21 protein-coding genes are annotated in these 23,356 nt (G+C 52.4%); 10 read left to right on the top strand and 11 right to left on the bottom strand.

Annotation, left to right across the window (positions count from 1 at the left end; translation table 11 throughout):
* Positions 1–66 precede the first annotated feature (66 nt).
* The 4 genes from CWE14_RS00200 to fabB all read right to left on the bottom strand — a co-directional run bounded on the left by CWE14_RS00200 (position 67) and on the right by fabB (position 5,974).
* Positions 67–2,277 carry a FimV/HubP family polar landmark protein gene (locus CWE14_RS00200; protein ID WP_126797559.1) on the bottom strand — a complete coding sequence of 737 codons (2,211 nt, stop codon included), beginning with the start codon at positions 2,275–2,277 and terminating at the stop codon, positions 67–69.
* Between the two features lie 190 nt (positions 2,278–2,467).
* Positions 2,468–3,484: an aspartate-semialdehyde dehydrogenase gene (locus tag CWE14_RS00195; RefSeq protein ID WP_126797558.1), complete on the bottom strand. Its 1,017-nt coding sequence runs from the start codon at positions 3,482–3,484 to the stop codon at positions 2,468–2,470.
* Positions 3,485–3,498: 14 nt separating this feature from the next.
* On the bottom strand, positions 3,499–4,635 hold the full coding sequence (locus tag CWE14_RS00190; protein ID WP_198676498.1) for a 4-phosphoerythronate dehydrogenase: 1,137 nt from the start codon (positions 4,633–4,635) through the stop codon (positions 3,499–3,501).
* Between the two features lie 124 nt (positions 4,636–4,759).
* The gene (gene fabB / locus CWE14_RS00185; protein ID WP_126797556.1) at positions 4,760–5,974 is read right to left on the bottom strand and encodes a beta-ketoacyl-ACP synthase I; all 1,215 of its coding nucleotides are present in this window, start codon (positions 5,972–5,974) and stop codon (positions 4,760–4,762) included.
* Between the two features lie 163 nt (positions 5,975–6,137).
* Between fabB and mnmC the strand changes: the two genes are divergently transcribed.
* Positions 6,138–8,060, top strand: coding sequence for a bifunctional tRNA (5-methylaminomethyl-2-thiouridine)(34)-methyltransferase MnmC2/FAD-dependent 5-carboxymethylaminomethyl-2-thiouridine(34) oxidoreductase MnmC1 (gene mnmC, locus CWE14_RS00180; protein ID WP_126797555.1), 1,923 nt, complete (start codon positions 6,138–6,140; stop codon positions 8,058–8,060).
* Here mnmC and CWE14_RS00175 read toward each other — a convergent pair.
* The gene (locus CWE14_RS00175; protein ID WP_126797554.1) at positions 8,024–8,329 is read right to left on the bottom strand and encodes a YfcL family protein; all 306 of its coding nucleotides are present in this window, start codon (positions 8,327–8,329) and stop codon (positions 8,024–8,026) included. The genes mnmC and CWE14_RS00175 overlap by 37 nt on opposite strands.
* Positions 8,330–8,508: 179 nt before the next feature.
* Between CWE14_RS00175 and fldB the strand changes: the two genes are divergently transcribed.
* On the top strand, positions 8,509–9,033 hold the full coding sequence (gene fldB / locus CWE14_RS00170; RefSeq protein WP_126797553.1) for a flavodoxin FldB: 525 nt from the start codon (positions 8,509–8,511) through the stop codon (positions 9,031–9,033).
* Between the two features lie 8 nt (positions 9,034–9,041).
* Here the strand turns inward: fldB and CWE14_RS00165 are convergent, their stop codons facing one another.
* Genes CWE14_RS00165 through CWE14_RS00155 form a run of 3 tightly spaced genes read right to left on the bottom strand, consistent with a single transcriptional unit; the run spans position 9,042 to position 11,786 of the window.
* The gene (locus tag CWE14_RS00165; RefSeq protein WP_126797552.1) at positions 9,042–9,464 is read right to left on the bottom strand and encodes an HIT domain-containing protein; all 423 of its coding nucleotides are present in this window, start codon (positions 9,462–9,464) and stop codon (positions 9,042–9,044) included.
* A gap of 32 nt (positions 9,465–9,496) precedes the next feature.
* A complete protein-coding gene (locus CWE14_RS00160; protein WP_126797551.1) occupies positions 9,497–10,087 on the bottom strand; it encodes an autotransporter domain-containing protein in 591 nt (196 codons plus the stop codon).
* A gap of 13 nt (positions 10,088–10,100) precedes the next feature.
* Positions 10,101–11,786, bottom strand: a complete 1,686-nt coding sequence (locus tag CWE14_RS00155) for a M28 family metallopeptidase (RefSeq protein ID WP_126797550.1) — start codon at positions 11,784–11,786, stop codon at positions 10,101–10,103.
* 173 nt (positions 11,787–11,959) lie between these two features.
* Between CWE14_RS00155 and CWE14_RS00150 the strand changes: the two genes are divergently transcribed.
* From CWE14_RS00150 to CWE14_RS00140, 3 genes are all read left to right on the top strand, one after another.
* Positions 11,960–14,158: a TonB-dependent receptor gene (locus CWE14_RS00150; protein ID WP_241972282.1), complete on the top strand. Its 2,199-nt coding sequence runs from the start codon at positions 11,960–11,962 to the stop codon at positions 14,156–14,158.
* Between the two features lie 141 nt (positions 14,159–14,299).
* Positions 14,300–14,692: an acyl-CoA thioesterase gene (locus CWE14_RS00145; protein WP_126788438.1), complete on the top strand. Its 393-nt coding sequence runs from the start codon at positions 14,300–14,302 to the stop codon at positions 14,690–14,692.
* 65 nt (positions 14,693–14,757) lie between these two features.
* Positions 14,758–15,009 carry a hypothetical protein gene (locus CWE14_RS00140; RefSeq protein ID WP_126797549.1) on the top strand — a complete coding sequence of 84 codons (252 nt, stop codon included), beginning with the start codon at positions 14,758–14,760 and terminating at the stop codon, positions 15,007–15,009.
* 34 nt (positions 15,010–15,043) lie between these two features.
* On the opposite strand, the gene CWE14_RS00135 is transcribed toward CWE14_RS00140, so the two are convergent.
* Together CWE14_RS00135 and cysS are read right to left on the bottom strand one after the other, a co-directional pair.
* Positions 15,044–16,588 (bottom strand): M17 family metallopeptidase, encoded by a 1,545-nt coding sequence (locus CWE14_RS00135; protein ID WP_126797548.1) that lies wholly within the window; start codon positions 16,586–16,588, stop codon positions 15,044–15,046.
* 41 nt (positions 16,589–16,629) lie between these two features.
* Entirely contained in the window at positions 16,630–18,006 is a 1,377-nt protein-coding gene (gene cysS / locus CWE14_RS00130) for a cysteine--tRNA ligase (protein WP_126797547.1), read from the bottom strand.
* A 90-nt stretch (positions 18,007–18,096) separates the two neighbouring features.
* On the opposite strand from cysS, the gene CWE14_RS00125 reads away from it, so the two are divergent.
* The 3 genes from CWE14_RS00125 to lpxH all read left to right on the top strand — a co-directional run bounded on the left by CWE14_RS00125 (position 18,097) and on the right by lpxH (position 20,192).
* Positions 18,097–18,864 (top strand): LOG family protein, encoded by a 768-nt coding sequence (locus tag CWE14_RS00125; RefSeq protein WP_126797546.1) that lies wholly within the window; start codon positions 18,097–18,099, stop codon positions 18,862–18,864.
* Positions 18,865–18,960: 96 nt separating this feature from the next.
* The gene (locus tag CWE14_RS00120) at positions 18,961–19,458 is read left to right on the top strand and encodes a peptidylprolyl isomerase (protein ID WP_126797545.1); all 498 of its coding nucleotides are present in this window, start codon (positions 18,961–18,963) and stop codon (positions 19,456–19,458) included.
* Positions 19,455–20,192 (top strand): UDP-2,3-diacylglucosamine diphosphatase, encoded by a 738-nt coding sequence (lpxH, locus tag CWE14_RS00115; protein ID WP_126797544.1) that lies wholly within the window; start codon positions 19,455–19,457, stop codon positions 20,190–20,192. The genes CWE14_RS00120 and lpxH overlap by 4 nt, the downstream gene beginning before the upstream one ends.
* Here lpxH and miaE read toward each other — a convergent pair whose 3' ends face one another.
* Positions 20,193–20,990, bottom strand: coding sequence for a tRNA isopentenyl-2-thiomethyl-A-37 hydroxylase MiaE (gene miaE / locus CWE14_RS00110; RefSeq protein ID WP_126797543.1), 798 nt, complete (start codon positions 20,988–20,990; stop codon positions 20,193–20,195).
* Between the two features lie 223 nt (positions 20,991–21,213).
* Here miaE and CWE14_RS00105 point away from each other — a divergent pair, with 223 nt between their 5' ends.
* Entirely contained in the window at positions 21,214–21,810 is a 597-nt protein-coding gene (locus CWE14_RS00105) for a Yip1 family protein (RefSeq protein WP_126788446.1), read from the top strand.
* A gap of 155 nt (positions 21,811–21,965) precedes the next feature.
* A complete protein-coding gene (locus tag CWE14_RS00100) occupies positions 21,966–23,297 on the top strand; it encodes a dicarboxylate/amino acid:cation symporter (protein WP_126797542.1) in 1,332 nt (443 codons plus the stop codon).
* Positions 23,298–23,356: the final 59 nt, after the last annotated feature.

Raw genomic sequence — 23,356 nt, 5'->3', positions numbered from 1 at the left:
CTGATAACGCCCTCATTAAACTACGATTTCGATTGGGCGCACATTATACGCATTTTGCTCCGCGGTTTAACTATCGATACGGGCTAACAACTCTTTCGCTTCATCCAGCAGCTCATCAGACGCCTGAGCAATCACAGCTTCAACGGTCTGCCGTGCTTCTTCTGTTTCTTCCATTTCCAGATAAGCACGTGCTAAATCAAGCTGAGCCGCTAAGTTGTCTTCTTCATCAGCGTGGCGCGAAGACTCTGACTGCTGGTCATCATCTTCCGCACTATCGTCGCCACCCGTGCTATCCGCATCGTCCATGATGTCATCAATTTCGAGGAATTCATCGTCTGTCTGCTCTTCGTCGTCATCAAAATCAAGCGACTCTTCAGCGTCCAGTTGTTCTGATTCTTTGACATCGGCTGGTTGCTCGTCAGCCGTTGCCTGGTCATCTTCTTCGCTATCAGTTTCGGTCGCTGTCGCTGCCTCAGCATCGTCCTGCTGCGACTGTTGAACCATTGCATCTGACTTAGCTAACAGCGATTCGATATCCTCTTCATCGATTTCATCATCCAGATCATCGTCTTCCAGATCTTCCATCATTTTATCGAAGTCGAATTCATCGTCATCGCTTTCGCTATCCAGATCCAGAGGCTCGTCATCGTCGTCACCAGCAGCAAATAATTCACCAGGTGCCGGCTCTTCTTCATCCGTCGACTCACCGTCCGCCTGCTCATCCGGGGCGCTCGCCTCAGTTTCTTTCGCTGGCTCGTCTGCCGCGGTGGCAACTGGTTGTGCTTCGTCGCTGTCCGCCTCCTCGAGGTCGCCGGCATTCTCTGCATCGTCGCTTACCTCGTCGAGAGCGCTCTCATCAGCGGCCTCCTCGTCAAGACCTTCCAGGTCCAGCGAGCCGTCTTCGAGGTCAAGACCGTCAGAATCGCTGTCGTCCTCTTCCGTCGCTGTAAACGGGTCATCGCTAACTAAATCATCAGCGTCATCCTCGTCATCGCCACCGGCAAACAGGTCATCCAGGTCTGACTGGCTCAGTTCGCTATCACCTTCATCCAGGTCATCGCCCGCATCGGTCTTGTTGCTATCGTCTTCAGTGGTGGCCGGCTTGTCATCCGCGGCGTCGTCCTGTGGATAATCCTCTTCCAGCGTATCAAACTCGCTCAGATCAAGATCATCCATATCGTCATCGAGCTGAATGCTGTCGTCATCCTCTTCATCCGGCACCAGCATTTCGTCTTCCAGTGCTGACAGGTCATCCCCGTCATCGTCATCCATGTCATCAAATTCAGCCATCGCCTCGTCCAGCTCGAAGTCATCTTCATCCTCGTCGCTGGTGGCCATCATACTGGCAGCCGTCGCGTTGTCGGTGGTTGCCTTGCTACCGCTCGCAGTCGCTGCTACTGGCGCAATCGCCGGGCCGCGTCGACGCAATACCATTGAGGCAATAATAATCAGCAATAATGCTGGGACAAATGCCAGAAGACCCAGAGCAAGCGGATTACTCATGATGCGGTTGGCGAGATCTTCTTCCTCTGCCACTTCTTCCATCGCCTGCTGTTGCATCCGCAGTTCCTGCTGATCTTCCATCAGCGCCTGCAGTTGTTGCTGGAACTCATTTTCATCAACCATATTGGTTTGAATCTGATCCAAGGCAACGGCTATCGCATCAATGCGCTCGCGCAGTTCTTCGTTGGCAGCGTAAACAGATTCAGTATTTTCAATGGACTGGGCTAACCGCTGGCGGAGGTCGCTGAATTCTTCTGCATAGTTGTCACGAATTTCTTCTAATGCCTGTTGCGCATCTGTGCGGGTTTGCGCTAGCAGACTATTGCGTTGCGCTGCCGTGATATCGGCTTCACGGCGGTTGTTTTGCACCTGCCGGTTACTCTGCTGTAATTGGTCACCGAGCTCAATCTGGCGGCGTGCCGCCTCCGGGTTAACCATCTGGATTTCCTGCAAACTAGGCAGTCGCAGGAAAAATCCGGTTTCCATGGCGTTCGGATTATTATTAATAAAGGCATGCGGGTTCGCCTGCACAATGGCCGCCATCACCTGTTGCACAGTGACAGTCGAATGCGGTCGGGCCTGGCTGGCAATACTCCATAAGGTATCTGCACTGGTGATAGGTCCATAACGTTCGTTGCCGTTGCGGACATCACTTTGTTCCGAGCCTGCTGGCCCTCGAATAACAACCGGGTCGCTTTGCTGCGCAGCAGCGGAAAAAGCGCTCAGGGTAGCTAGAATCATCGGCACGATGAGCAGCACGGATCCAGATTTCATAAGTATTCCCTATGTGTTTTATTTTTATCTAAGGGCCCAATTTCGGACGAAGGCAGTGGGCCGTTACAGAACACACTACGCACCTCATACTATAAACCAGGCACGTACCTGATTCTATAACGGCAGCAGGACAAAAAACTATATGCTGATTTAACTCAGCAAACGCATTTTTTAATGCGCCTAACTACCCCTACCAGTAGTCACGTAGTAAACACTCACCGATTTGCACACTGTTGGTTGCTGCGCCTTTACGGATATTGTCACCAACCACCCAGAGGTTAATTCCATTCGGATGCGAGATATCATTGCGTACGCGGCCGACAAAGACCTCATCGTGTCCGGCCGAGTCGCCGACCTGGGTTGGGAACTGCTCGCGTTCATCCATTAATTTAATGCCTGCAGCACTGCGCAGTAAATCTTTCACCTGCTGCGCATCAATCGGCTGCCGTGTTTCCAGATGGATCGCTTCAGCGTGACCGAAAAATACCGGTACTCTGACCGCTGTTGCGTTAACCCGAATATCAGTATCGGCAAAAATTTTCTGCGTTTCCCACACCATCTTCATCTCTTCTTTGGTGTAGTCATTGTCAAGAAACACATCAATTTGCGGAATGCAGTTAAACGCGATCTGACGACTGAAGGCTTCAATGGTCGGTTGTTTACCATTCAGTAACTCAGCAGTCTGGGTTGCCAGTTCAGTCATTGCTGACGCTCCCGCACCAGACACAGACTGGTATGTCGACACGTTAATACGGTCAATACCAACTGCCTCATGAATAGGTTTTAACGCCACCAGCATCTGAATGGTTGAACAGTTCGGGTTAGCAATGATGTTGCGGTTACGAAAATCCGCCAGTGCGCTGGCGTTGACCTCTGGCACCACCAGCGGAATGTCCGGCTCATAGCGAAAATGTGAGGTGTTATCGATCACCACACATCCAGCTTCTGCTGCAATCGGCGCATACTGTGCACTGACACTGCCACCGGCGGAGAAAAAGGCCATATCAACCTCACTCCAGTCAAAGCTCTCCACATCCTCAACAGTCAGGCTTTCACCACGAAACTCAACTTCCTGCCCTGCCGAGCGGGCACTGGCCAATGGAACCAGTTTGTTAACCGGAAATTTACGCTCTTCCAGACATTCCATCATTTGTTTACCAACCAGGCCAGTTGCACCTAATACTGCTACATTCACCGACAAAGACATCGTGATTCCTCAATTCAAAATAAAAAACCTAACTCCTGCAAACGCTGCTTTGTTGCATCGTCTACACCGTCACCGCACAGCAGGCGATGACTTTTCAATTCATAACGTACCGCATAATCGCGCCGCAACTGGTCGAAACCCTGTGCATTATGACCATAACGCCGCATCAGGCTGTCATCCTGCCATATCGGGTAGTTGCTTAAAAGCCACTGGGTTAAGGTCGTTTGTTCTGGCATCTGCTGACAGTGCCAGTTTACCATGGGTGGCTTTGGCATCAGCGCCGTCCACTCAGGTTGATGCTCGCTCCAGCCAAACTGTTCGGCGCAGGCATCATACAACATCCGGGTCCCATTCACCTTGCCGTTTAGACTGTGCCCGGCAATATGCGGCGTAGCAATATCAACCAGCGCCAGCAATCCGCTGTCGATGCTGGGCTCTCCTTCCCATACATCGAGGACCAGCCTTACCCTGCCGGGCGCAGGCCCCTGCAATTGTTGACGCAATGCGGTATTATCGATCACAGCGCCACGCGAGGCATTGATCAAAACCTGCGGAGCAGACAAGCGGGCAAGTTCTGCTGCACCGAACATATGATAGGTTGGGTCATCGGTGCCCTTCTCCATCGGCACATGCAGGCTGATAACGTTTGCCTGCAACACCTGCTCGAAGCTGGCACTGTCAAAGCTGGCCTCACGTCTGGCTCTGGGCGGATCGTAATACACTACATTTAAACCCAGCGCCTGCAATCGGCGTCCGGTCGCGCTACCCGTATTCCCTGCGCCAACAATAGCAGCAGTGAGCCCGGTCAGCGCCAGTGCATATTTTTGCGCCAGCGCCAGCAACGCGGTCAGAACATACTCAGCCACCGACTCAGCATTCGCCCCCGGGCTACTGGCAAAGGCAATATCACGTGCCTGCAGTGCATCGGTATCAATATGTTCAGTGCCGATGGTCGCAGTGCCAACAAATTTCAGCGCCGCCGCTTTATCAAGAAGATTGTCATCCACTCGGGTGATCGAGCGAACCAGCAGCACCTCAGCATCCTGCAATTCGTCTGCCGCAGGCTCACGCCCGCTAAACGTTACCACCTCACCATGCGCAGAAAACACCTGCGGAGCGTAAGGAATATTGTCCGCGATTAGAAATTTCATAATGACCGTTCGATACTCCCCATCGTTAGCGCTGCACCTGAGTTCACAAAAAAAGGCAGCCATGGCTGCCCTTTTACTATATAAAAAATCGTCTTAATTAGCTGTTAAATTCCAGCGGTCACGCTTAGCTGGTAAATTTGCGAAATACCAGACTTGCATTAGTGCCGCCGAAACCGAAGCTGTTTGACATAACCAGGTTCAGGTCAGCCGCTTTGCTTTCGCGCACAATGTCCATGCCAGCCGCTTCGTCGTCCAGCTCGTCAATATTAATTGACGGGGCAACAAAGCCATCACGCATCATTAACAACGAGAAAATCGCTTCATGCACGCCAGCCGCACCTAACGAGTGGCCGGTCATTGCTTTGGTTGCACTCAGCATTGGTGTCTTGTCACCGAAAACCTGGCGAATCGCTTCCAGCTCTTTAACGTCACCTACCGGCGTACTGGTACCATGGGTGTTTACGTAATCAACTGGCGCATCTAAGTCCTGCATTGCCATTTTCATACAACGCACAGCGCCTTCACCTGACGGGGCGACCATGTCGTAACCATCGGAGGTAGCACCATAACCCACGATCTCAGCGTAAATCTTTGCCCCACGCGCCAGCGCAGTTTCAAGCTCTTCAACCACCAGAATGCCGCCACCACCCGCAGGAACAAACCCATCACGGCTTTTGTCGTAGGTTCGCGATGCTTTTTCAGGGGTGTCATTGTACTTCGTACTCAACGCACCCATCGCGTCGAACTCCATACCCAGCGTCCAGTGCAACTCTTCACCACCACCGGCGAAAACACGATCCTGTTTACCTAACTGAATAAGCTCCAGCGCGTGGCCAATGCAGTGAGCACTGGTCGCACAGGCTGAACTAATCGAGTAGTTAACACCTTTAATTTTTTTCGGTGTCGCCAGACATGCCGAGGTCGATGACGCCATGCAGCGTGGCACCATGTAAGGGCCTACACGCTTAACGCCTTTTTCGCGAAGAATATCCGCGGCTCCAACCTGGTGCTCGCCGGAGGCGCCACCTGAACCAACCACTAAACCGGTTCGCTCATTGGAAATCTCTTCATCGCTTAAGCCAGCATCGGCTAATGCCTGCTCCAGCGCAATGTATGCATAAGCTGCGGCATCACCCATAAACCGCTTAGCTTTGCGGTCAATAAGTTCGTTCACATCCAGTTTCACGTCGCCCCAAACCTGACAACGTAAGCCCATTTCAGCAAAGCTTTCCGAGCGGGTAATGCCCGAGCGGCCTGTTCTCAATGATTCAAGAACTTCTTCTTGGTTGTTACCAATGCTTGATACCACACCAAGGCCAGTAATAACTGCACGTCTCATTCTATTGTCCTATCTTACAATTTGTCGGTATCATAGCGCGTTCAGTAGCAAACGAAAATGGTCGCGTTGAGTGGTCAGCTTAGCTGAGCTTTCCGACGCTGTCTTCTGCGTTTCTGTAACGCTGACATTTACTGGATTTTCGCCTAACCGCAGGGGCTATATTTTGAGTCATTCTATTCAGCCTGCCGCCATCCATTTCAATCAATCAGGCATGCCAATATCCGATCTCTTTGATGATATTTATTTTTCCAATCAAGATGGTCTGGCCGAAAGTCATTACGTTTTCCTGCAAGGCAACCGGCTACCGGAACGTTTTCGCAATCTGCCCGCCAGCACACCGTTCGTGGTCGCCGAAACTGGTTTTGGCAGCGGCCTCAATATGCTGCTGACCGCCTTTGAGTTTTTACGCCATGCGCCAGCCGATGCTCATTTGCATTTAGTCAGCTTCGAACGTTACCCCATGACCAGCGCCAGCATCCGCCAGGCATTGCAACATTGGCCGCAACTGCGAACCCTGGTAGAGCAACTCGTTGCCTGCTACCCGCCGCTGGTCAGAGGCTGTCACCGACTGAATTTACACCCGCGTATTACCCTGGATTTGCATTTCGGTGAAATCCTGGACGCCCTGCCAGCCTGGCAGGTTGCGAATCCGAAGGTGGTCAACGCCTGGTATCTGGACGGGTTTGCGCCCAGTAAAAACCCACAAATGTGGCAACCCGACTTGTATCAGGCAATGGCGGCGGCCGCCGCGGACACCTGTACACTGGCTACCTTCACGTCAGTCGGCCAGGTCCGCCGAGGCTTGCAGGATGCGGGCTTTGCAATGCGCAAACAGAAAGGATTCGGCCATAAACGGGAAATGCTGGTTGGCAGTCGGGTGCAACCTCAGTCGCCAAAACCGCGGGCAGTACAAAAAAAATCAGCGCCGCAAACCATCGCCGTTATCGGTGGTGGTATCGCCGCAGCAAGCATGGTTCAGCAGCTTAAAGCATACCGCCAACGGTTCGGCCGCGGCGACAAAGACAGTCTTAAAATTATTCTGTTGTGCCAGGACACCACCCTGGCTGCAGGCGCATCCGGCAATGCCCAGGGGGCGGTCTATCCGTTACTGCAGGCGGACTTTACCCCGACCACTGAGTTCTACACCCAGGCATTTGTGTACGCACGCCAGTTTTATCAACAGCATGCACCCTCGTTATGCCACTGGAGCGGCGTACTGCAGCTTGCCTTCAATGATAAAATGGCAACCCGCCAGCACCATAGTATGCAACGTAGCTATTATCCCGCCGACTTCGCTACCCTGGTGGATGCCACTCAGGCGTCTGCTATCAGTGGCATACAATGCTGCCACGGTGGGCTCTGGCTGCCCTCGGCTGGTTGGCTCAACCCTGCCCGCCTGGTCGAACAGCTTATTTCTGAAGCCGTCGACGAATTGCACCTGAATACCCGGGTAGAGCATGTTGAAAAACAGCAGGCTGGATTTTCCATCGAAACCAGTCAAGGCACTATGCACGCTGACCAGGTGATCTGGGCGAGCGGGGCTAACCTTCAGCAATTAAACGACAATCAACTTGATATCAGACCCGCCGCCGGACAGGTTACCCAGATCAAGGCAACGGTCGCGACGGCCCCACTAAAAGCCGTGATTTGCCACAAAGGCTACCTGACCCCTGCGGATTCAGGGCAACATTGCCTCGGCGCTACCTTCACCAAATTAGCCAGCGGCGAAACAGACTACCAACCGCACGCGGATCACGATGCGGAAAACATTGCTCTAAGCGAACGTTATTTACCTTTAGCGATAACCGAGAGTGACTGTGTTGCAGCGCGAGCCAGTGTTCGCGCCACCACTGCCGATCACCTGCCGCTGGTCGGCCCGCTGCCCTACGCACCACCCGGGGTCTGGGTACTCGGCGGATTAGGTTCGCGCGGCTTTACTAGCGCGCCCTGGTGCGCGCGCCATTTGGTTGACCGTATCTTTGGCCTGCCGGGCGCCACGACTAACCGCGTTCAACGCGCTATTGACAGTAACCGCTTACTGCATCGGGCTCAGGCAAGTCCTGCGCGAGCGCGCAGCTTGAGATAGAGATTTTCGACGTGAATCTGATCCGCTGGTGTCAGCTCGTGACTGGCATCGGCAATTGCTTTCTCCAGTGCAGGCCATAACGAGTCGCCTTGTTGTTCACCCTGCAAGCTCAGTTGCGCCGCCACCAAATCGAAGTGACCACGCAAATAGCCGCTGGCAAACAATTCATCGTCGCTGCCGTCTATCACCACATCGTCAAAAACGGGTTCAATTTGCTCTAAAAGTTCATCCAGGTTTCGTGCATTAGATTCTGGTAAGGCTTGGCTCATGGCTACTGCGTTCCTATGTTAAGCATTGCGCGGGCAGCTTTCAGGCTGCATCGAACGTGGCGCCAGTATACGCAGTCGAAAACAGGCTGTCATCCATCGCCTCTGCAGCAGAAAGTTTGTTAAACTACGCCGAGTAACCCAAGCCTATCAACCCAAGCCCTGTCAGTACCGAGGTCAGCATGAGTTTTAAAATCGGATTGTTTTACGGGTCAACGACCTGCTACACCGAAATCGCAGCGGAAAAAATCCGCGATTTCATTGGCGATGACATCGTCAATCTGCATAACATCAAGGACGAACCGCTGGCCCTGACCGCTGAGTACGATATTCTTATTTTCGGTATCTCAACCTGGGACTTTGGCGAGCTTCAGGAAGACTGGGAAAGTCAGTGGAGTGACGTCGGCGAACTGGATCTGAGCGGCAAAACCATTGCTTTGTTTGGTATGGGCGACCAGAACGGCTACGCCGAGTGGTTTCAGGACGCGCTTGGCATGCTGCACGAGCATATTGCTGCGCCCGACATTACCCGGATTGGCTTCTGGCCGAACCAGGGCTACGACTTTATCGCCTCTAAAGCACTGAATAGCGACCAGTCACATTTTGTTGGGCTGGCTTTGGATGAAGATTGCCAGTATGAATTAAGCGACCAGCGCATTGCCGACTGGTCAACTCAGGTACTGAATGAAATTGCGGACAGTATCTAACCGTTATTTTACTGGCTGGTGAGTTGCAACGCCTGGCGGATCCGCTCTACCAGTTTATCTGCTTCGTCGTCAGTGTAAGGTTTCGCCGGGTACTTACCCCATACCGGATCAGGCCACGCCGGGTCCTCCGTGTAACGCACAATATGATGGATATGCAGCTGTGCAACCACGTTGCCCAGCGCCGCCACATTCAGCTTATCGCCCTGAAAGGCATCCATCAATGCGCGACCTAAGGTTCTCGACTCAAGTTGCAGTTGCCCATAGTCGGCTTCGCTGAGTTGATACAACTCACGAATATCAGCGCGCCGCGGCACCAGAATGCACCACGGGTAGTGCGTATCATTCATCAGCAATACGGTAGACAACGGCAGCTCAGCGACCACCCGGCAATCACGCTGCAAGCGCGGATCCAATGTAAAGGAGTCGGTCATAACTGCGTCCTTGTAAAAACTAAAAATAAGACTTAGAAGAAGTAGTAGGCAATACCTAAACCCTGCTGCCGTTCACCAGAGCTGAGCAGGTTGAAATTGAGCGATACGGAGAGTCGTTGCAACACTCTGTACTCTGCTTTTATCCCGAGCATAGCGTTGTGCTCGACCGTTCGCGATGAGTTCAGCGTCGGCTCAGAAAAATCCGGACTGCGGATCCCGCGTTGCATATAGCCAACCGTAGTCACCCAGGAGAAGTATTCACTGACCCAGAAGCGTTTGCCAGCGCCAACTGACCACCCGTAAGTTCGTCCCTGGCGGGTTTCGTACTCAGTCGCTCCATCGTCGTTGCTACCCGTTTCACGCAGATAACGCAACTGGCCACCACGACTGAGCGTAGCTTCCACTAACCAGTCGTTGTGCCATTGCCAACGCAGTGCCAGACCAACTTCATTAAACTTATCGTCAGCAATCCAGTCGCCCTCGGCGGCAATATCGGTATATCTGGATTGCAGCCCCTGAACTTCAAGAGCGAGCCCGGCCGCCGGTTGAGCGGCCGCTGCTGTGCCGGGCAACCAGGCCCAGCACAGCAGACAGCAAGCAAGAATCGAATGGACCGCTTTCACCGACAGCAGACTCCTAGTGGCGCTGACGCTGGTCGTCATCACGGAATAAATTACCGAAATAGCTGTCATCAAGCCAGTACGGGCGCTCCGACGTATTGGCGATCTCCTCGCCAATCGCGTAGTTAATCTGCGCGAATAGCGCGCCAAAGTCGTAACGGATTTCTCCGTAAGCTTCAGTCAAACTAGGGATGTCATCCATTGGTCTGTGGTATTGCTCAGCGAAAAACTGGCCCCACACAGCACCACCGTCCTCCTCTTCATCCTGCGAAGTAAACCCAGTCATCAGGAAAACCGCTGGAATACCGCGCTTGACCAGCATGTAGTGGTCAGAACGGGTAAAGATCGCCTGCTCAGGCATTGGATCAGGACTGGACTCAATCCCATAACGGCCGGCCGCGCGTTCAACTACATCACCCAGACTTGAGTGAGCCGAGCCGAAGGCGACAACATCCGCAAACGGGTACAGCAACACTGGCATATCCAGGTTAACGTTGGCTACCATCTGCGATGCTGGTACCGGCGGGTTCTCGGCAAAGTAATCGGCGCCTAAAAGTCCTTTCTCTTCGGCCGTCAGGGCGACAAACATCACCGAACGGCGCGGACCCTCACCCCGTGCTTTCGCATCCGCAAACATGCGCGCGGTTTCGAGCATAATGGCTACACCCGAGGCGTTATCCAGCAGACCATTGAAGACTTTATTATCGGTACTCATATCGCGGGCCAGACCGAGGTGGTCAGAGTGCGCGGTGTAAACTACATACTCATCTTTCAACTCCGGATCGGACCCTTCCAGCACTGCAATCACATTTGGACTTTGCAAGTCTTCATGCGTTGACTGCCGGGCTAAGGTCGCCTGTCCTGGCAGCGCGAAGCCCTGCGGGCTTTCTTTTTGCTCTAGCGTAGCAAGGACGTCCTGCCAGCTTTGCGCAGCCCCTTCGAATAATACATCAGCCGCTTCGTAATGCAGATACGCACTGCCTTCAATACTGGTATGCCCCTGTACTTCCCCAGCCTCGTTTAACCAACGGACACTTGGCGCATTCAGGTACATCAGCGATGTTTCATAAGGCCGCACAGCTTCACGCTCTGGCGTATGCAAGGTAACAATCCCCACCGCCCCACGGTCTGCAGCCAGTTCCGTTTTCAGGCGGCTCAAATGCGCCGCTTCCTCACTTGGTAAATGCTCCGGGCGACCATTTAGCATCACCACAATTTTTCCATCCACATCCAGCCCTGCGTAGTCATCAATCGCAAAAGTGTCAGACACCAGGCCGTAGCCGACAAATACCATCTCGGCCGTTATGCTCTGTTCAGTGGCGGCAGCGCTTGGCCCGGTAAAGAACGCTTTCGGATACTCCAACTCGATCTCATTGCCCTCTTTATGCACCACAAAACTGGCACTGTTGGCGACCAGACGGGTCTGCCGCGCCGGCATCCACTGGTAGTAGTCATCCTCACCATAAGCGGCTAAGCCAAGCGCCTCAAAATGAGCTGCAATATACGCCGAAGCAATATCGTGCCCGCGACTTCCGGTATCTCGTCCTTCCAACAGATCGTCGGCCAGAAATTTCATATGCGCACGCACCGCTTCTTCGCGCGCTTGTGGTTCTGCCGAATTAGCATAGCCACCGCTATACCCGGCACAGGCTGTCAGTGAGGCAGCTAACAGACCTGCTGCAATAAACTTCGCTCGAAACATAACTAGAGAGTCCCTAATAGCTAAAAAAACTGAATGCACCCAGTGTACCGTCTTTAACAAAAGACCACCATGATCGGTTGCACTGCCTCCCATTTAAATGTAATGTTATATTATCACACGGAAAAATCCGCTACGAAATCAGTTTATAAAAGCCCCAGATAGAGAGTGAAACGATGAAGTTGTTAAAAAAGCACCCGGTCCATGTTTTAGTTAGCGCCTTATTAATCAGTCCCGCCGCGTTGGCTCAGGACGAGGCGTCTGATAGTCATGAAGCTCTAGAGCGCATTGTAATCACAGCAAATCCGCTCGACCGCACAGCGATTGAATCGACCCAGCCTGTCTACGTACTCGCCGGCGACGCATTACGCGAAGTCCAGGCACCTACGTTGGGCGAAACACTGCGCAACTTACCCGGTGTTCAAAGCACCTATTACAGCCCTACGGCCAGTAGTCCGGTGATCCGTGGGCTGGACGGCCCCCGTGTGCGCATTCTGCAAAACGGGCTGGATGTCGGAGATGTCTCTCGTGGCGGACCCGACCATGCAGTCTCTACAGAAACCAGTACCGCCGAACAAATCGAAGTCCTGCGCGGCCCGGCTACGTTACTCTATGGAAGTGGGGCAAGCGGTGGTGTGGTCAACGTGGTTGATAACCGCATTCCACGGCAGCAACTACAAGGCACCGAAGGGCAAGTTTCGGCTGGTGTAGGCAGCGCAGCAAATGAACGCTCTGCCAGTGCCTCGCTACGTCAGGGTAATGGTCCTTTCGTTATGCATATTGATGGTTTCAAGCGGGACTCAGACGACTATCGAGTACCAGGCTTTACTAACCCGGATGGCGAAACAGGCGAGCTGATTGAAAACAGTTTCACCGACGACATGGGGGCAACCCTGGGTGCCAGCTTTATTGGCAACCGCGGTTTTATCGGCGCCAGCTACGGACGCATCGAACGTGACTATGGCATTCCAGGACATAGCCACGACGAGGGCGAAGAACATGATCACGACCATGCTGATGAGCATGCGGACGAACATGGCGACGACCATGACAATGTTATTGCTAGCATGACCCAGGACCGGGTTCAGGTCCTCGGCCAATTGGACAACCCATGGCGTGGTATCGACCGGATTAATGCAAATTTGGGTTATACCGAGTTAACCCACGAAGAACTTGCTGGCGAATACGTAGAATCAGCATTCAGTAAAAAGCAGACGGAAGCACGTATCACTGCCCGTTATGCTGAAATCGCGGGCTGGGGTGGAGCCTTTGGCGTTCAGTTAAAGCAGGAAGACTACGATGCATACGGAGTAGAAGCCTTTACCCCGGCCTCCTCCACCGATCTTGCTGGTGTTTTCTGGCTCACAGAGCGTCGCTTTGGCGACCTTACTTACGAACTTGGTGCTCGCGTCGAGTACGTGGAGCTCAGCACTGACGCGATTGAGAAGCTGGACTACACCCCAGTGAGTGGGTCTGCAGGTGTTAATTACCGGGTCAATGAAATGCTCAGCCTTACCGCCAACCTTGCATACAGCGAGCGCGCTCCTCAAGCTGGTGAACTATTTTCCAACGGCGCACATTTTGCTACCCGCACCTATGATGTAGGTGGCATTTATGAAATCCACGAGGAACACGCTGAAGACGAAGAAGGGGCGGATGACCACGATCATGGGCACGAGGCATATCACCTGGCCTATGCAGACAACGCGCTGGACAAAGAGCGCTCAGCCAACCTTGATCTTGGCATGCACTATGATGGCGTCAAATGGCACTTCGATGCGAACCTGTTCTACAACCGCATTAATGACTTCATTTATACCCGTAACACCGGTATTTTAAGCGCCGATCTTGAGGGTGACTTTGCTGACGACCATGACCACGGCGATGATCATGGTCATGACCACGAACACGACACTTCTGGCCTGGCGGTCTATCAGTACACTCAGGAGAACGCTGAACTCTTTGGTTACGAGCTGTCTGCGCATTATCTGTTAGATGAAAACTGGAAGTTCGGTGCATTTTCAGACTACACCCGTGCCCGCCTTCGCGACGGTGGTAACGTACCCCGTATCCCTGCTCAGCGAGTTGGCGCAGATATAACCTTCGCCCAGCCAAGCTGGGACGCGAAGTTAGCGTACACCTACTATCTGAAGCAAAGCGATACGGCCGCCAATGAAGAGGAAACAGAGGGTTTTGGCGTCCTTAGTGCCTATCTGAACTTTTATCCGCAGCTGTCAGGCACCCGGGATATCGCCTTTTACGTTAAAGCGGAAAACCTGACCAATCGTTTAGGCTATGTACATAATTCGTTCATTCGTGATTATGCTCCGCTGCCCGGCACCAATATAGGTGCAGGCGTGCGCGTTCGCTTCTAATTACTACACGCAGTCAAGGCCGGCTACCATAGCCGGCCTTTTTGTTTATATTCAACTGGTTAAAACCACGAAATTTTAAAAAAACCCTGCTCCGATATCCGTTATACTAAACACGTATTCAGCTTAAACAGGAGTGTTTTCATGCGTTTTCTATCTCGTCGACTGGTCATGCCGAACGATCTTAACTTCGCAGGTTCTTTATTCGGGGGGCGCATTCTGGAATGGATTGATGAAGAAGCCTATATCTTTGCCAGTTGTCAGCTTGATGCAAAAAGCCTGGTAACTAAGCATATTGGCGCGATTAGCTTCGAAGCCTCAGCCTTTCAGGGCGACGTAGTCGAGTTTGGCCTGGCGATAAAAAGTGTTGGCCGCAGTTCACTGACCGTGACCTGCCTGGTCCGTAACAAAATAACCAAACAGAACATTTGCGTGGCTGATGATATTGTATTTGTCCATATTGACAGTGAAAGCCGCACACCAACGGCGCATGGACGAACCAAGCAGGAACTCGAATCGATCAAATTCGATATCTGAACCCGGCTGACTGCACTAATAAAGGGCTCCAGGCGAAAGCATCAGGAGCCCTGGAGGCTTAATCTATGAAAAAGCTATTGATGGTAGTACTTCCGCTGCTACTGGTTGCCTGTGGCAACCCAAAAGTGACCCGTACCAATTACAATTTGCTTGATGTGGGCATGCACTATAGCGAAGTGAAACACATGTTGGGCGAGCCCGACTGGTGTGACGATTTTGACCGCCCCAACGAATGCCGCTGGGGAAGTGAAGACAAGTATATTGAAGTGAATTTTGCCGCACGCCGGGTGGTCAACACCAGCAGTGCGGGCTTGTAACGGTCTGAGGCCAGCTTACCTTACTTAGGGGGCATTAGTGCCGGGCGAGAAAATGTCCGGCCAATGCCAGGACCGGTGTTGAGGTCGGCTTACCATGTTGCCAGTCGCCAGTATCAACGCCACTACCGGCGATATCCAGATGAATATAAGGTAGTGGTTGCTGACTATTTTTACCGTGCTTATCAAGACCCGCACTAATAGTCAGGAACGCCATAGGGAACTGGTGACCACGTTTGGTCATCGCCGACGGTCCATTGTTGGACGACAGCACGTCATCGGCTTTGGTCCGCCCCTGCACGAAATCGAAATCTTCGCGCCGACTCGGGGATAGTTCAGCCGGGTCACCCCAGAGCTCACTGGCTTGCAGTAAACCACTGATCACCCCATTGCTTTGCGCCTGAGTATTAGGCACCAGCGCAGTATAAGGCCCTTTGCTTAGTGCGGCATGGCCGGTCAGCGTAGCGACTGTGTAAAGGCTAGGATTCACTGCCTGCAACGCTTCTTCGCGTAAATGCGACAAACAGTCCGCCATCACCAGGCGACCTTCTGCATCCGTATTTCCGATACGTACCCGCACCCCGGCGTGGCTGGTAATAATTTCATCGGACACAAACGCATCGGAACCAATGCTGTTTCGCGCGGCACCAATTTCTGCTACCACTTTCAGATTATTTGGCTTAAGTTCAGCCACTGCTTTGACAAAGCCGGCAACCCCCGCAGCTCCACCTTTATCGCGGCTCATCCCGGCCATATGGCCGCCAGTTTTCAGATCAGCGCCACCGGTATCATAGGTAATTGCTTTACCCACCATAAACAGGCTATCCGTGATCTCACCCGAGCCCGTATATTCAAGACGGATCACACAGGGACGCTGGCGAGGTGTACTAAATGACGCGCGACCGACCGCGGCCAATAGTGGATATTCATGTTCCAGCTGCATCCGATCATCAATCACCGTGACTTTGACATCGGTGCCGAGGAACATGTTTTTACAGTATTCAGCAAAACGAATCGGTGCCATACGCTCCGGCTCAGTCCCGCACAAGTCTCGTCCGGCGCGGCGCCCTTCTTCAACCGCCAGCAAGTACCCGACATCGAGTTGCCCGCTAACGAAGGTCACTTTTTCAATGGTTTCAATAGCTTCATCACCGAAATGCTCGCGTGCTTCTAACGGCTCATAGAGCTCCTGGCACAAGCCGAAGAAACTCACTGCTTCCGCGTTATTGAATTCCGACGTAGCTGGCACATCGACCACCCACACCGCTGGTTTAGTGGCGCCCGCTTGTTGCGCAATCCGAATACCCTTTCTTGCCGCATCATAGAAACGACGAACATCGTCATAGTCGCGATCAAGTGGTCCGGTCGGCGCTACGATCAGGCGCTGGCCTGGTGCATGGTCTGAAATTAATAGCTGAGCCGACTGACCGACCCGTTTGTCATGTGCCTGAGCGGCTGCAATCGCCTCCGCCAACGGGGCTGACAGACTTGAAAACGTGCTTCCAATAATAATCAACGCATCTGCATCACCCTCTTGCAGCGACGTGATATCACTAATTTGTTGTAGTAATGGTGTAGCCATTCGGCTTCTCCCTAGTCCTGATGTTGTTTCTACTAATTTTTTTACTGACGGCGCCAGGTTGTGCCACCCGCACCGTCTTCTAAAACAATACCCATAGCAGTTAATTTATCGCGGGCATCGTCTGCCAGTGCCCAGTCTTTTGCTGCACGCGCATCGTTACGCTGAGTAATCAAGGCTTCAATAGCGGCCACGTCGTCCTGTCCCTGTTGAAAAAACTGCTCTGGGTCCTGCTGTAAGATACCCAGTACCTGACCATATTCCTGCATCAGTGTGACAAGTTGCGCCGCCTGAGCTGAGTCACTTTCACTTAAACGGTTTACTTCGCGTGCCAGCTCAAACACCACCGACATTGCTTCCGGCACGTTAAAATCGTCATCTAAGGCGTCTTTAAAACGGCTGTCAAATGGCTTCCGGACCGCGTCGCCCGCCGCAGCCGGTGCCACCCCACGCATCGCAGTATATAAACGTTCAAGCGAGGCGCGAGCCTGTTGCAGATGGTCTTCTGAATAATTTAACTGGCTGCGGTAATGGCCCGACAAAAGGAAAAAGCGAACCGTTTCAGCGTCATATTGCGCCAGCACTTCGCGGATAGTAAAAAAGTTACCCAACGACTTCGACATTTTCTCTTCATTAACCTGAACCATGCCGCTGTGCATCCAGTAATTCACATAGGGTGTGTCATGGGCGCAGCACGACTGGGCCACTTCGTTCTCGTGGTGCGGGAACATTAAGTCTGAGCCGCCGCCGTGAATATCGAAGTGCTTACCTAAGTGCTTGCCGTTCATTGCCGAGCACTCAATATGCCAGCCCGGACGCCCCTGCCCCCAGGGGGATGACCAGCTCGGTTCATCAGGCTTGGCGTGCTTCCAGAGCACAAAATCGAGCGGGCTTTGCTTGTCCTGATCGCCACTGACTCGCGTGCCCACCTGCAGCTGTTCGAGGTTCTGCCGACTTAACTGCCCATACTCAGCAAAACTGGACACATCAAACAGGACATCACCATCCGCCGATTCATAGGCGTGCTTTTTAGCCACCAGGGTTTCAATCAACTCGATGATTTCGTCCATGTGCGTGGTCACCCGCGGCTCAATATCCGGCGGGGTCAGGTTCAGTGCCGCGAAATCCTCATGCATATAACCGATAAAGCGCTCCGTCAGCGCCTGAAAATCTTCCCCGTTCTCATTCGCACGCTGGATAATTTTGTCATCCAGATCGGTCACATTGCGCACAAATGTCACCTTATAACCGAGGTAGCGCAGGTAACGCACCACCACATCGAAAGCCACGTAGGTTCTGGCGTGGCCGATGTGACAATAGTCGTAAGTGGTGACACCACATACATACAGCTTAACCTCACCTTCTTTAAGCGGCTTAAAGGTTTCCTTTTGGCGGGTCAGTGAGTTAAAAAGCTTGAGCATGTGATGCAACTCCATTTTAAAGCGCAAAATAAGTGATATAGTCAAAATTGTCGCAAAGCATAGCATTTTCAAGCGTTACGAGGAATATGAATGACCGTAAAAGCAATGCCCACCCCCGAGTTTTTGAAGCTCGCCGAGACCGCCTCTGATGAAGACATTGACCGCGCTCAGCGTCTCGCTCATGAATGGCTGTTAGTCGAGGATGCCCTGGATCAGGCTGATATTCGCCACACCATTCCAATTTTTGGCAGTGCCCGGATCCCTGCGCCCGACAACATCAGTGACTACGATCTGAAAGAACGTCGCTGCCAGAACCTCAGTCACTACTATGCAGAAGCCCGAGAAGTAGCTCGCCGTCTCGGTCAGCTCATCGAGCAACGTCAGCTGACTCACACCAAACTGGTCACAGGGGGTGGCCCGGGCGTGATGGAAGCGGCCAACCGGGGGGCGCACGATGTCGACCATCAAAGTATCGGGCTCAACATTGTGCTCCCCCGGGAACAACATGTGAATCCGTTCATTGCAGCCAAGCATTCGTTCGAATTTCAATACTTTGCCATGCGCAAAATGCACTTTCTTAAGCGTGCCAAGGCAATTATTGTCTTTCCTGGTGGCTTCGGCACCATGGACGAGCTGTTTGAAACCCTGACCCTTATCCAGACCAAAAAAATGCCACGCGTGCCCATTTTGCTCTACGGCAAGGATTTCTGGCAAAAGGTGATAAACCTCGAAGTTATGGCTGAGCATGGTCTTATAGACCCGGCCGATATTGAGCTCTACCACCCGGTCGACAGTGTCGAAGAGTGCTGGCAGTTGGTCGCACCTATTATCGAAACGTTGGCCCAGACCCACGAGTAGCTTTTGCCAGCACGCTGCTTGAGTTAAACTGGCAGACTGTTTATTCCCAAGCATGCACCAGTAGCATGTACCAGTCACTAATAGAGAGAGAACATTATGCAGGTCACCCTAACCACTAACCATGGCGACATTAAAATCCGGCTGTTCGATGAAAAAGCGCCAAACACCGTAGCGAACTTTCTTCAATATGTTGAAAGTGGCTTCTATGACAACACCATTTTTCACCGGGTAATTGATGGCTTCATGGTTCAGGGCGGTGGGTTCGAGCCAGGTATGGAACAAAAAGAACCTCAGGACCCAATTAAGAATGAAGCCAATAATGGTCTCTCTAACAAACGCGGCACCCTGGCAATGGCTCGCACCAATGACCCGCATTCTGCAACTGCGCAGTTTTTTATCAACGTTAAAGACAACGACTTCCTCGACTTTCAGGCCGAGAACATGCACGGCTGGGGCTATTGCGTATTTGCTGAAGTCATCGAAGGTATGGATGTGGTTGACGCTATCAAAGGGGTTAAAACTGGCAGCGCAGGTTTCCATCAGGACGTGCCTGTTGAAGACGTGGTACTTGAGAGCGCTCGTAAAGACGCATGAGTACGCTGTTTATCTCGGATTTGCATTTAAGTGCGGAACGCCCGGATATTACCGGGCTTTTCATTCACTTTTTGCAACACGAAGCGCGTCAGGCGGATGCACTCTATATTCTCGGTGACTTATTTGACGCCTGGATAGGTGACGACGACCTGACGCCGTTTCATTGCCGGGTAATTAATGCGTTACGTGCGCTGACAGACAGTGGCGTTGCCGTTTATTTTATTGCTGGAAATCGCGACTTCCTGATTGGCCGCCGTTTTGCACGCATGACTGGGGTTACCCTGCTCCCTGAATCCGCGGTAATCGACCTCTACGGCAGCGCAACTCTGATCATGCATGGGGACACTCTATGTACGCTGGACACTGGTTATCTGCGTTTTCGAAAAGTGATCCGCAACCGGGTCTTGCTGGCCTTGTTAACTCGCCTCCCTTTAGCCTGGCGTCGCGCGCTCGCTGCTAAGTTGCGTTCCGGCAGCGCCAGTCAGCAGCCGCTGAGCCACGAGCAACTACGCCGTATGGACGCCACCGAAGAGGCGGTGCAGGCGGCGCTGGTTAAATCTGCTGCCACGCGTATTATTCATGGTCATACCCATCGCCCTGATATTCACCAACATCAGCTGCCTGACGGCCAGCAGGCGACTCGCATCGTGCTCGGTGACTGGTATGAACAAGGCAGTATTTTAGCCGTGCACCCTGATAACACCTTTGAGCTTCGTAACGAGCCCTTAAGCTAACTACCCGGCCACAACGTTGGCAGGCTTACCACTGTGAAAACGAAATTCGTTATCCTGAGTTTTGATCAGCTCAGCCTCAACCTCTCCAAAATACTGAATACGGTCGTCCACAGCCCGTTGCGGTGTGCCGGCCTGCTCCGCAATCATCCGTGCCAATTGCAGGTAGTCCTGATAATGACGCGCTTCTGAGCGCAGTAGCGAGGTGTAAAATCGCGCCAGTTCATCATCCAGCATCGGCGCCAGTGCCGCAAAACGCTCACAGGAACGTGCTTCGATATAAGCGCCGACAATTAACTTATCAATAAATGCAGCAGGTTCATGGGTCCGAATATGGGTGCGCAGACCTGCCGCGTAGCGCGCCGCACTGATCGGCTCCAGCTCAATATTACGCCGTTGCATGATCTCCAGCACCTGCTCAAAATGATGCAACTCTTCTTTGATAAGTAATACCATTTTACCAATCAATTCGTTCACCACCGTGTCATCACCACGCACCTGAGACTCTGAACGCGACACCCCGGTCCCTCCCTGGAAGCGACCATCGCCTTCTCCCCGGTAAAGGAAATCTTCATATGGCTTGAGCCAGATCAAAACATGCTTCGCCAGTAAACTGTCCGGTGCGTAACGACGAATTAAGAACGCTGCGCTTTGCGCCGCCTTCAGTTCACAGTGCAGGTGGTCAAGTAGCAACGCCTGCTGGTTCTCTGCTTGCGCTGCCATACGTAGCCATGCAGCGGGCGTTGTGCAATGCAGGAACTGAGTAACGGGTTGGATCAGTGTGCGAATCTTCTCGTCCATCTATCTTCTCTAATTCAGTTGGTAACAGGTCAGCCAGTAACAGCTTTATAACAAAAAAATTATGAAGTCTATTGGTTCAGAATTTTTAGGTCTTGATAACTTGCGGCAATCCGGCACTATAGGTGCATAAGTGAATCTATTCTCTTAATAACTATCTATAATACATAGAGCTACACTACTTGAGGTAGCCATCGTTGTAAGCAAGACTGCTTTAGGGGGTCGTATGATACTAAATCACATCTGGGGACTCTATGCTCATCCGGTGGATGAGTGGAAAACCATTGATCAACGACATGAAAGCCTGCGCTTTTCATTGTCGCACATTTTACTTGTCGCTTTAATTCCTTGTGCGTTCGCCTATTACTCAGCGGCCCATGCCGGGTTCAGTATTGGCGCCCGTGAATCCATCGTGTTAACGGAACAAAGCGCATTAACCTTAGCTATTACCATGTATGTCGGTATTGTGCTCGGAGTGCTTGCGCTGTCCTATCTGATTCATTCGATGGCGAAAATATTTGGCGCAGCTCCCACCTTTACCCAGTCTCTGGAACTTGCAGCCTATACCGCCACCCCTGTTTTAATGTCCGGTATCGCTGCTATCTATCCTGAATTGTGGTTCGTTTCCATGGCATTTCTGGCTGGCATTGCCTATTCAGTTTACCTGCTCTATGCGGGTGTTCCTATTCTCATGCATATTCCCGAAGAACGCGGCTTTATGTACTCAAGCTCGGTGGTAACAGCCGGACTGGTGCTAATGGTTATCCTGATGGTACTCACCGCGATGGCGTGGACCAACGGCTTTGCGCCAACCTTCCTGTAAAGAGTAAGCGTCAGCATTCATTGTAAAGGGGCCCTTCGGCCCCTTTTTTATGCTCTCTTGTCGCATTCAGAGCCTCGAACTACTTTGGCCCGGGGCGCAACTCTGCTAGTCTAACAACCTTTCTATATTCAGCATTAGAATAATCAGGATCAATTATGGCATCGAAGAAGTTAAGCCTGACTCATAAAATCGTCATTGGTATGGTGTCGGGCATTTTGCTTGGCGTCCTGCTGCAACTGACTATTGCAGATCACCCCTGGGTTGACGCATTCCTGGTCAACGGTTTGTTCACCGTGGTTGGGGAGATTTTTATCAGCAGTTTGATGATGCTGGTGGTCCCGCTGGTATTCGTCTCGCTGGTATTGGGTACCAGTGCCCTGAGTGACCCGGCCAAGCTAGGCCGCCTTGGGGGTAAGGCCATTGCCTTGTACCTGTTCACCACCGCTGTCGCCATTTCATTCGCTATTGGCGCCGCCTTGCTGGTGCAGCCAGGTGAAGGTATGGATCTTTCCAGTGATGCCAGCTTCGATGCCGAGGAAGCCCCCTCTTTTGGTCAGGTACTGATCGACATGGTACCGCGTAACCCAATTGACGCTATGGCCGAAGGCAACATGCTTCAAATCATTGTCTTTGCCCTGCTGTTTGGTATTGCGCTGACCCTGGTGGGGAAACCCGGAGAACGACTAAAGAACGTTTTCGAGGACTTCAACAGTGTCATTATGAAGCTGGTCATGATCCTCATGAGCGTCGCTCCGTATGGTGTATTTGCGCTGATGGCACGGCTCTTCGCTGATATGGGCTTTGCCACCATCGGCAGCCTGGCCAAGTACTTTGTGCTGGTTTTTGTAGTCCTCATATTGCATGCGTTGGTGACCTACCCAACCATGCTCAAGCTACTAACCGGATTAAACCCCATGATCTTCCTGCGCAAACTGCGCAATGCTCAGTTATTTGGTTTCTCCACCGCAAGCAGTAACGCTACCATTCCGATCACCCTGGAAACGGCGACTCGTAAGCTCGGGGTGAGTAATTCAGTGTCTTCGTTCACTGTGCCGCTGGGGGCGACCATTAATATGGACGGCACTGCAATTATGCAGGGCGTTGCAACAGTCTTTATCGCCCAGGTCTATGGTATCGATCTCACCCTGGTTGACTACCTGACCGTAATCGCTACTGCCACCCTGGCCTCAGTAGGCACTGCCGGCGTTCCTGGTGTCGGCTTAATTATGCTGGCGATGGTCTTGCAGCAGGTTGGTTTACCGGTCGAAGGTATCGCGCTGATCATCGGTGTTGACCGTTTATTAGACATGACCCGCACCGCGGTTAATATTACTGGTGACTGTATGGTCACCACTATTATTGGTAAGAGCGAAGGTCAGTTTGACGAGCAGGTTTACAATAACCCGGATGCAGACCTTAGCAACGAAACCAGTGCCACCGCCAGTATCAACGATACGCCAACAAAAGGTAGCACTGGCGGCAGTTAACCCAACGCCAGCCGGTATAAAAAAGGGGCCATTCAGGCCCCTTTTTTGTTGCTCGTGTT

Origin of the sequence: Aliidiomarina soli, from assembly GCF_003986975.1 — a bacterium.
Lineage (GTDB): Bacteria > Pseudomonadota > Gammaproteobacteria > Enterobacterales > Alteromonadaceae > Aliidiomarina > Aliidiomarina soli.
Note: the sequence above shows the minus strand (reverse complement) of the source record. Positions and strands in the feature narration are given on the sequence as shown.

Bases quoted from the DNA above. Each gene is read 5' to 3' on its own strand.
- CWE14_RS00125 (WP_126797546.1), top strand. From the start codon at position 18,097: ATGACCGTAAAAGCAATGCCCACCCCCGAGTTTTTGAAGCTCGCCGAG.
- CWE14_RS00135 (WP_126797548.1), bottom strand. From the start codon at position 16,588: ATGGCTACACCATTACTACAACAAATTAGTGATATCACGTCGCTGCAA.
- fldB (WP_126797553.1), top strand. From the start codon at position 8,509: ATGAGTTTTAAAATCGGATTGTTTTACGGGTCAACGACCTGCTACACC.
- lpxH (WP_126797544.1), top strand. From the start codon at position 19,455: ATGAGTACGCTGTTTATCTCGGATTTGCATTTAAGTGCGGAACGCCCG.
- CWE14_RS00145 (WP_126788438.1), top strand. From the start codon at position 14,300: ATGCGTTTTCTATCTCGTCGACTGGTCATGCCGAACGATCTTAACTTC.
- fabB (WP_126797556.1), bottom strand. From the start codon at position 5,974: ATGAGACGTGCAGTTATTACTGGCCTTGGTGTGGTATCAAGCATTGGT.
- CWE14_RS00190 (WP_198676498.1), bottom strand. From the start codon at position 4,635: ATGAAATTTCTAATCGCGGACAATATTCCTTACGCTCCGCAGGTGTTT.
- CWE14_RS00105 (WP_126788446.1), top strand. From the start codon at position 21,214: ATGATACTAAATCACATCTGGGGACTCTATGCTCATCCGGTGGATGAG.
- CWE14_RS00175 (WP_126797554.1), bottom strand. From the start codon at position 8,329: ATGAGCCAAGCCTTACCAGAATCTAATGCACGAAACCTGGATGAACTT.
- CWE14_RS00195 (WP_126797558.1), bottom strand. From the start codon at position 3,484: ATGTCTTTGTCGGTGAATGTAGCAGTATTAGGTGCAACTGGCCTGGTT.
- CWE14_RS00150 (WP_241972282.1), top strand. From the start codon at position 11,960: ATGAAGTTGTTAAAAAAGCACCCGGTCCATGTTTTAGTTAGCGCCTTA.
- CWE14_RS00155 (WP_126797550.1), bottom strand. From the start codon at position 11,786: ATGTTTCGAGCGAAGTTTATTGCAGCAGGTCTGTTAGCTGCCTCACTG.
- CWE14_RS00100 (WP_126797542.1), top strand. From the start codon at position 21,966: ATGGCATCGAAGAAGTTAAGCCTGACTCATAAAATCGTCATTGGTATG.
- CWE14_RS00165 (WP_126797552.1), bottom strand. From the start codon at position 9,464: ATGACCGACTCCTTTACATTGGATCCGCGCTTGCAGCGTGATTGCCGG.
- CWE14_RS00200 (WP_126797559.1), bottom strand. From the start codon at position 2,277: ATGAAATCTGGATCCGTGCTGCTCATCGTGCCGATGATTCTAGCTACC.
- miaE (WP_126797543.1), bottom strand. From the start codon at position 20,990: ATGGACGAGAAGATTCGCACACTGATCCAACCCGTTACTCAGTTCCTG.
- CWE14_RS00140 (WP_126797549.1), top strand. From the start codon at position 14,758: ATGAAAAAGCTATTGATGGTAGTACTTCCGCTGCTACTGGTTGCCTGT.
- CWE14_RS00120 (WP_126797545.1), top strand. From the start codon at position 18,961: ATGCAGGTCACCCTAACCACTAACCATGGCGACATTAAAATCCGGCTG.
- cysS (WP_126797547.1), bottom strand. From the start codon at position 18,006: ATGCTCAAGCTTTTTAACTCACTGACCCGCCAAAAGGAAACCTTTAAG.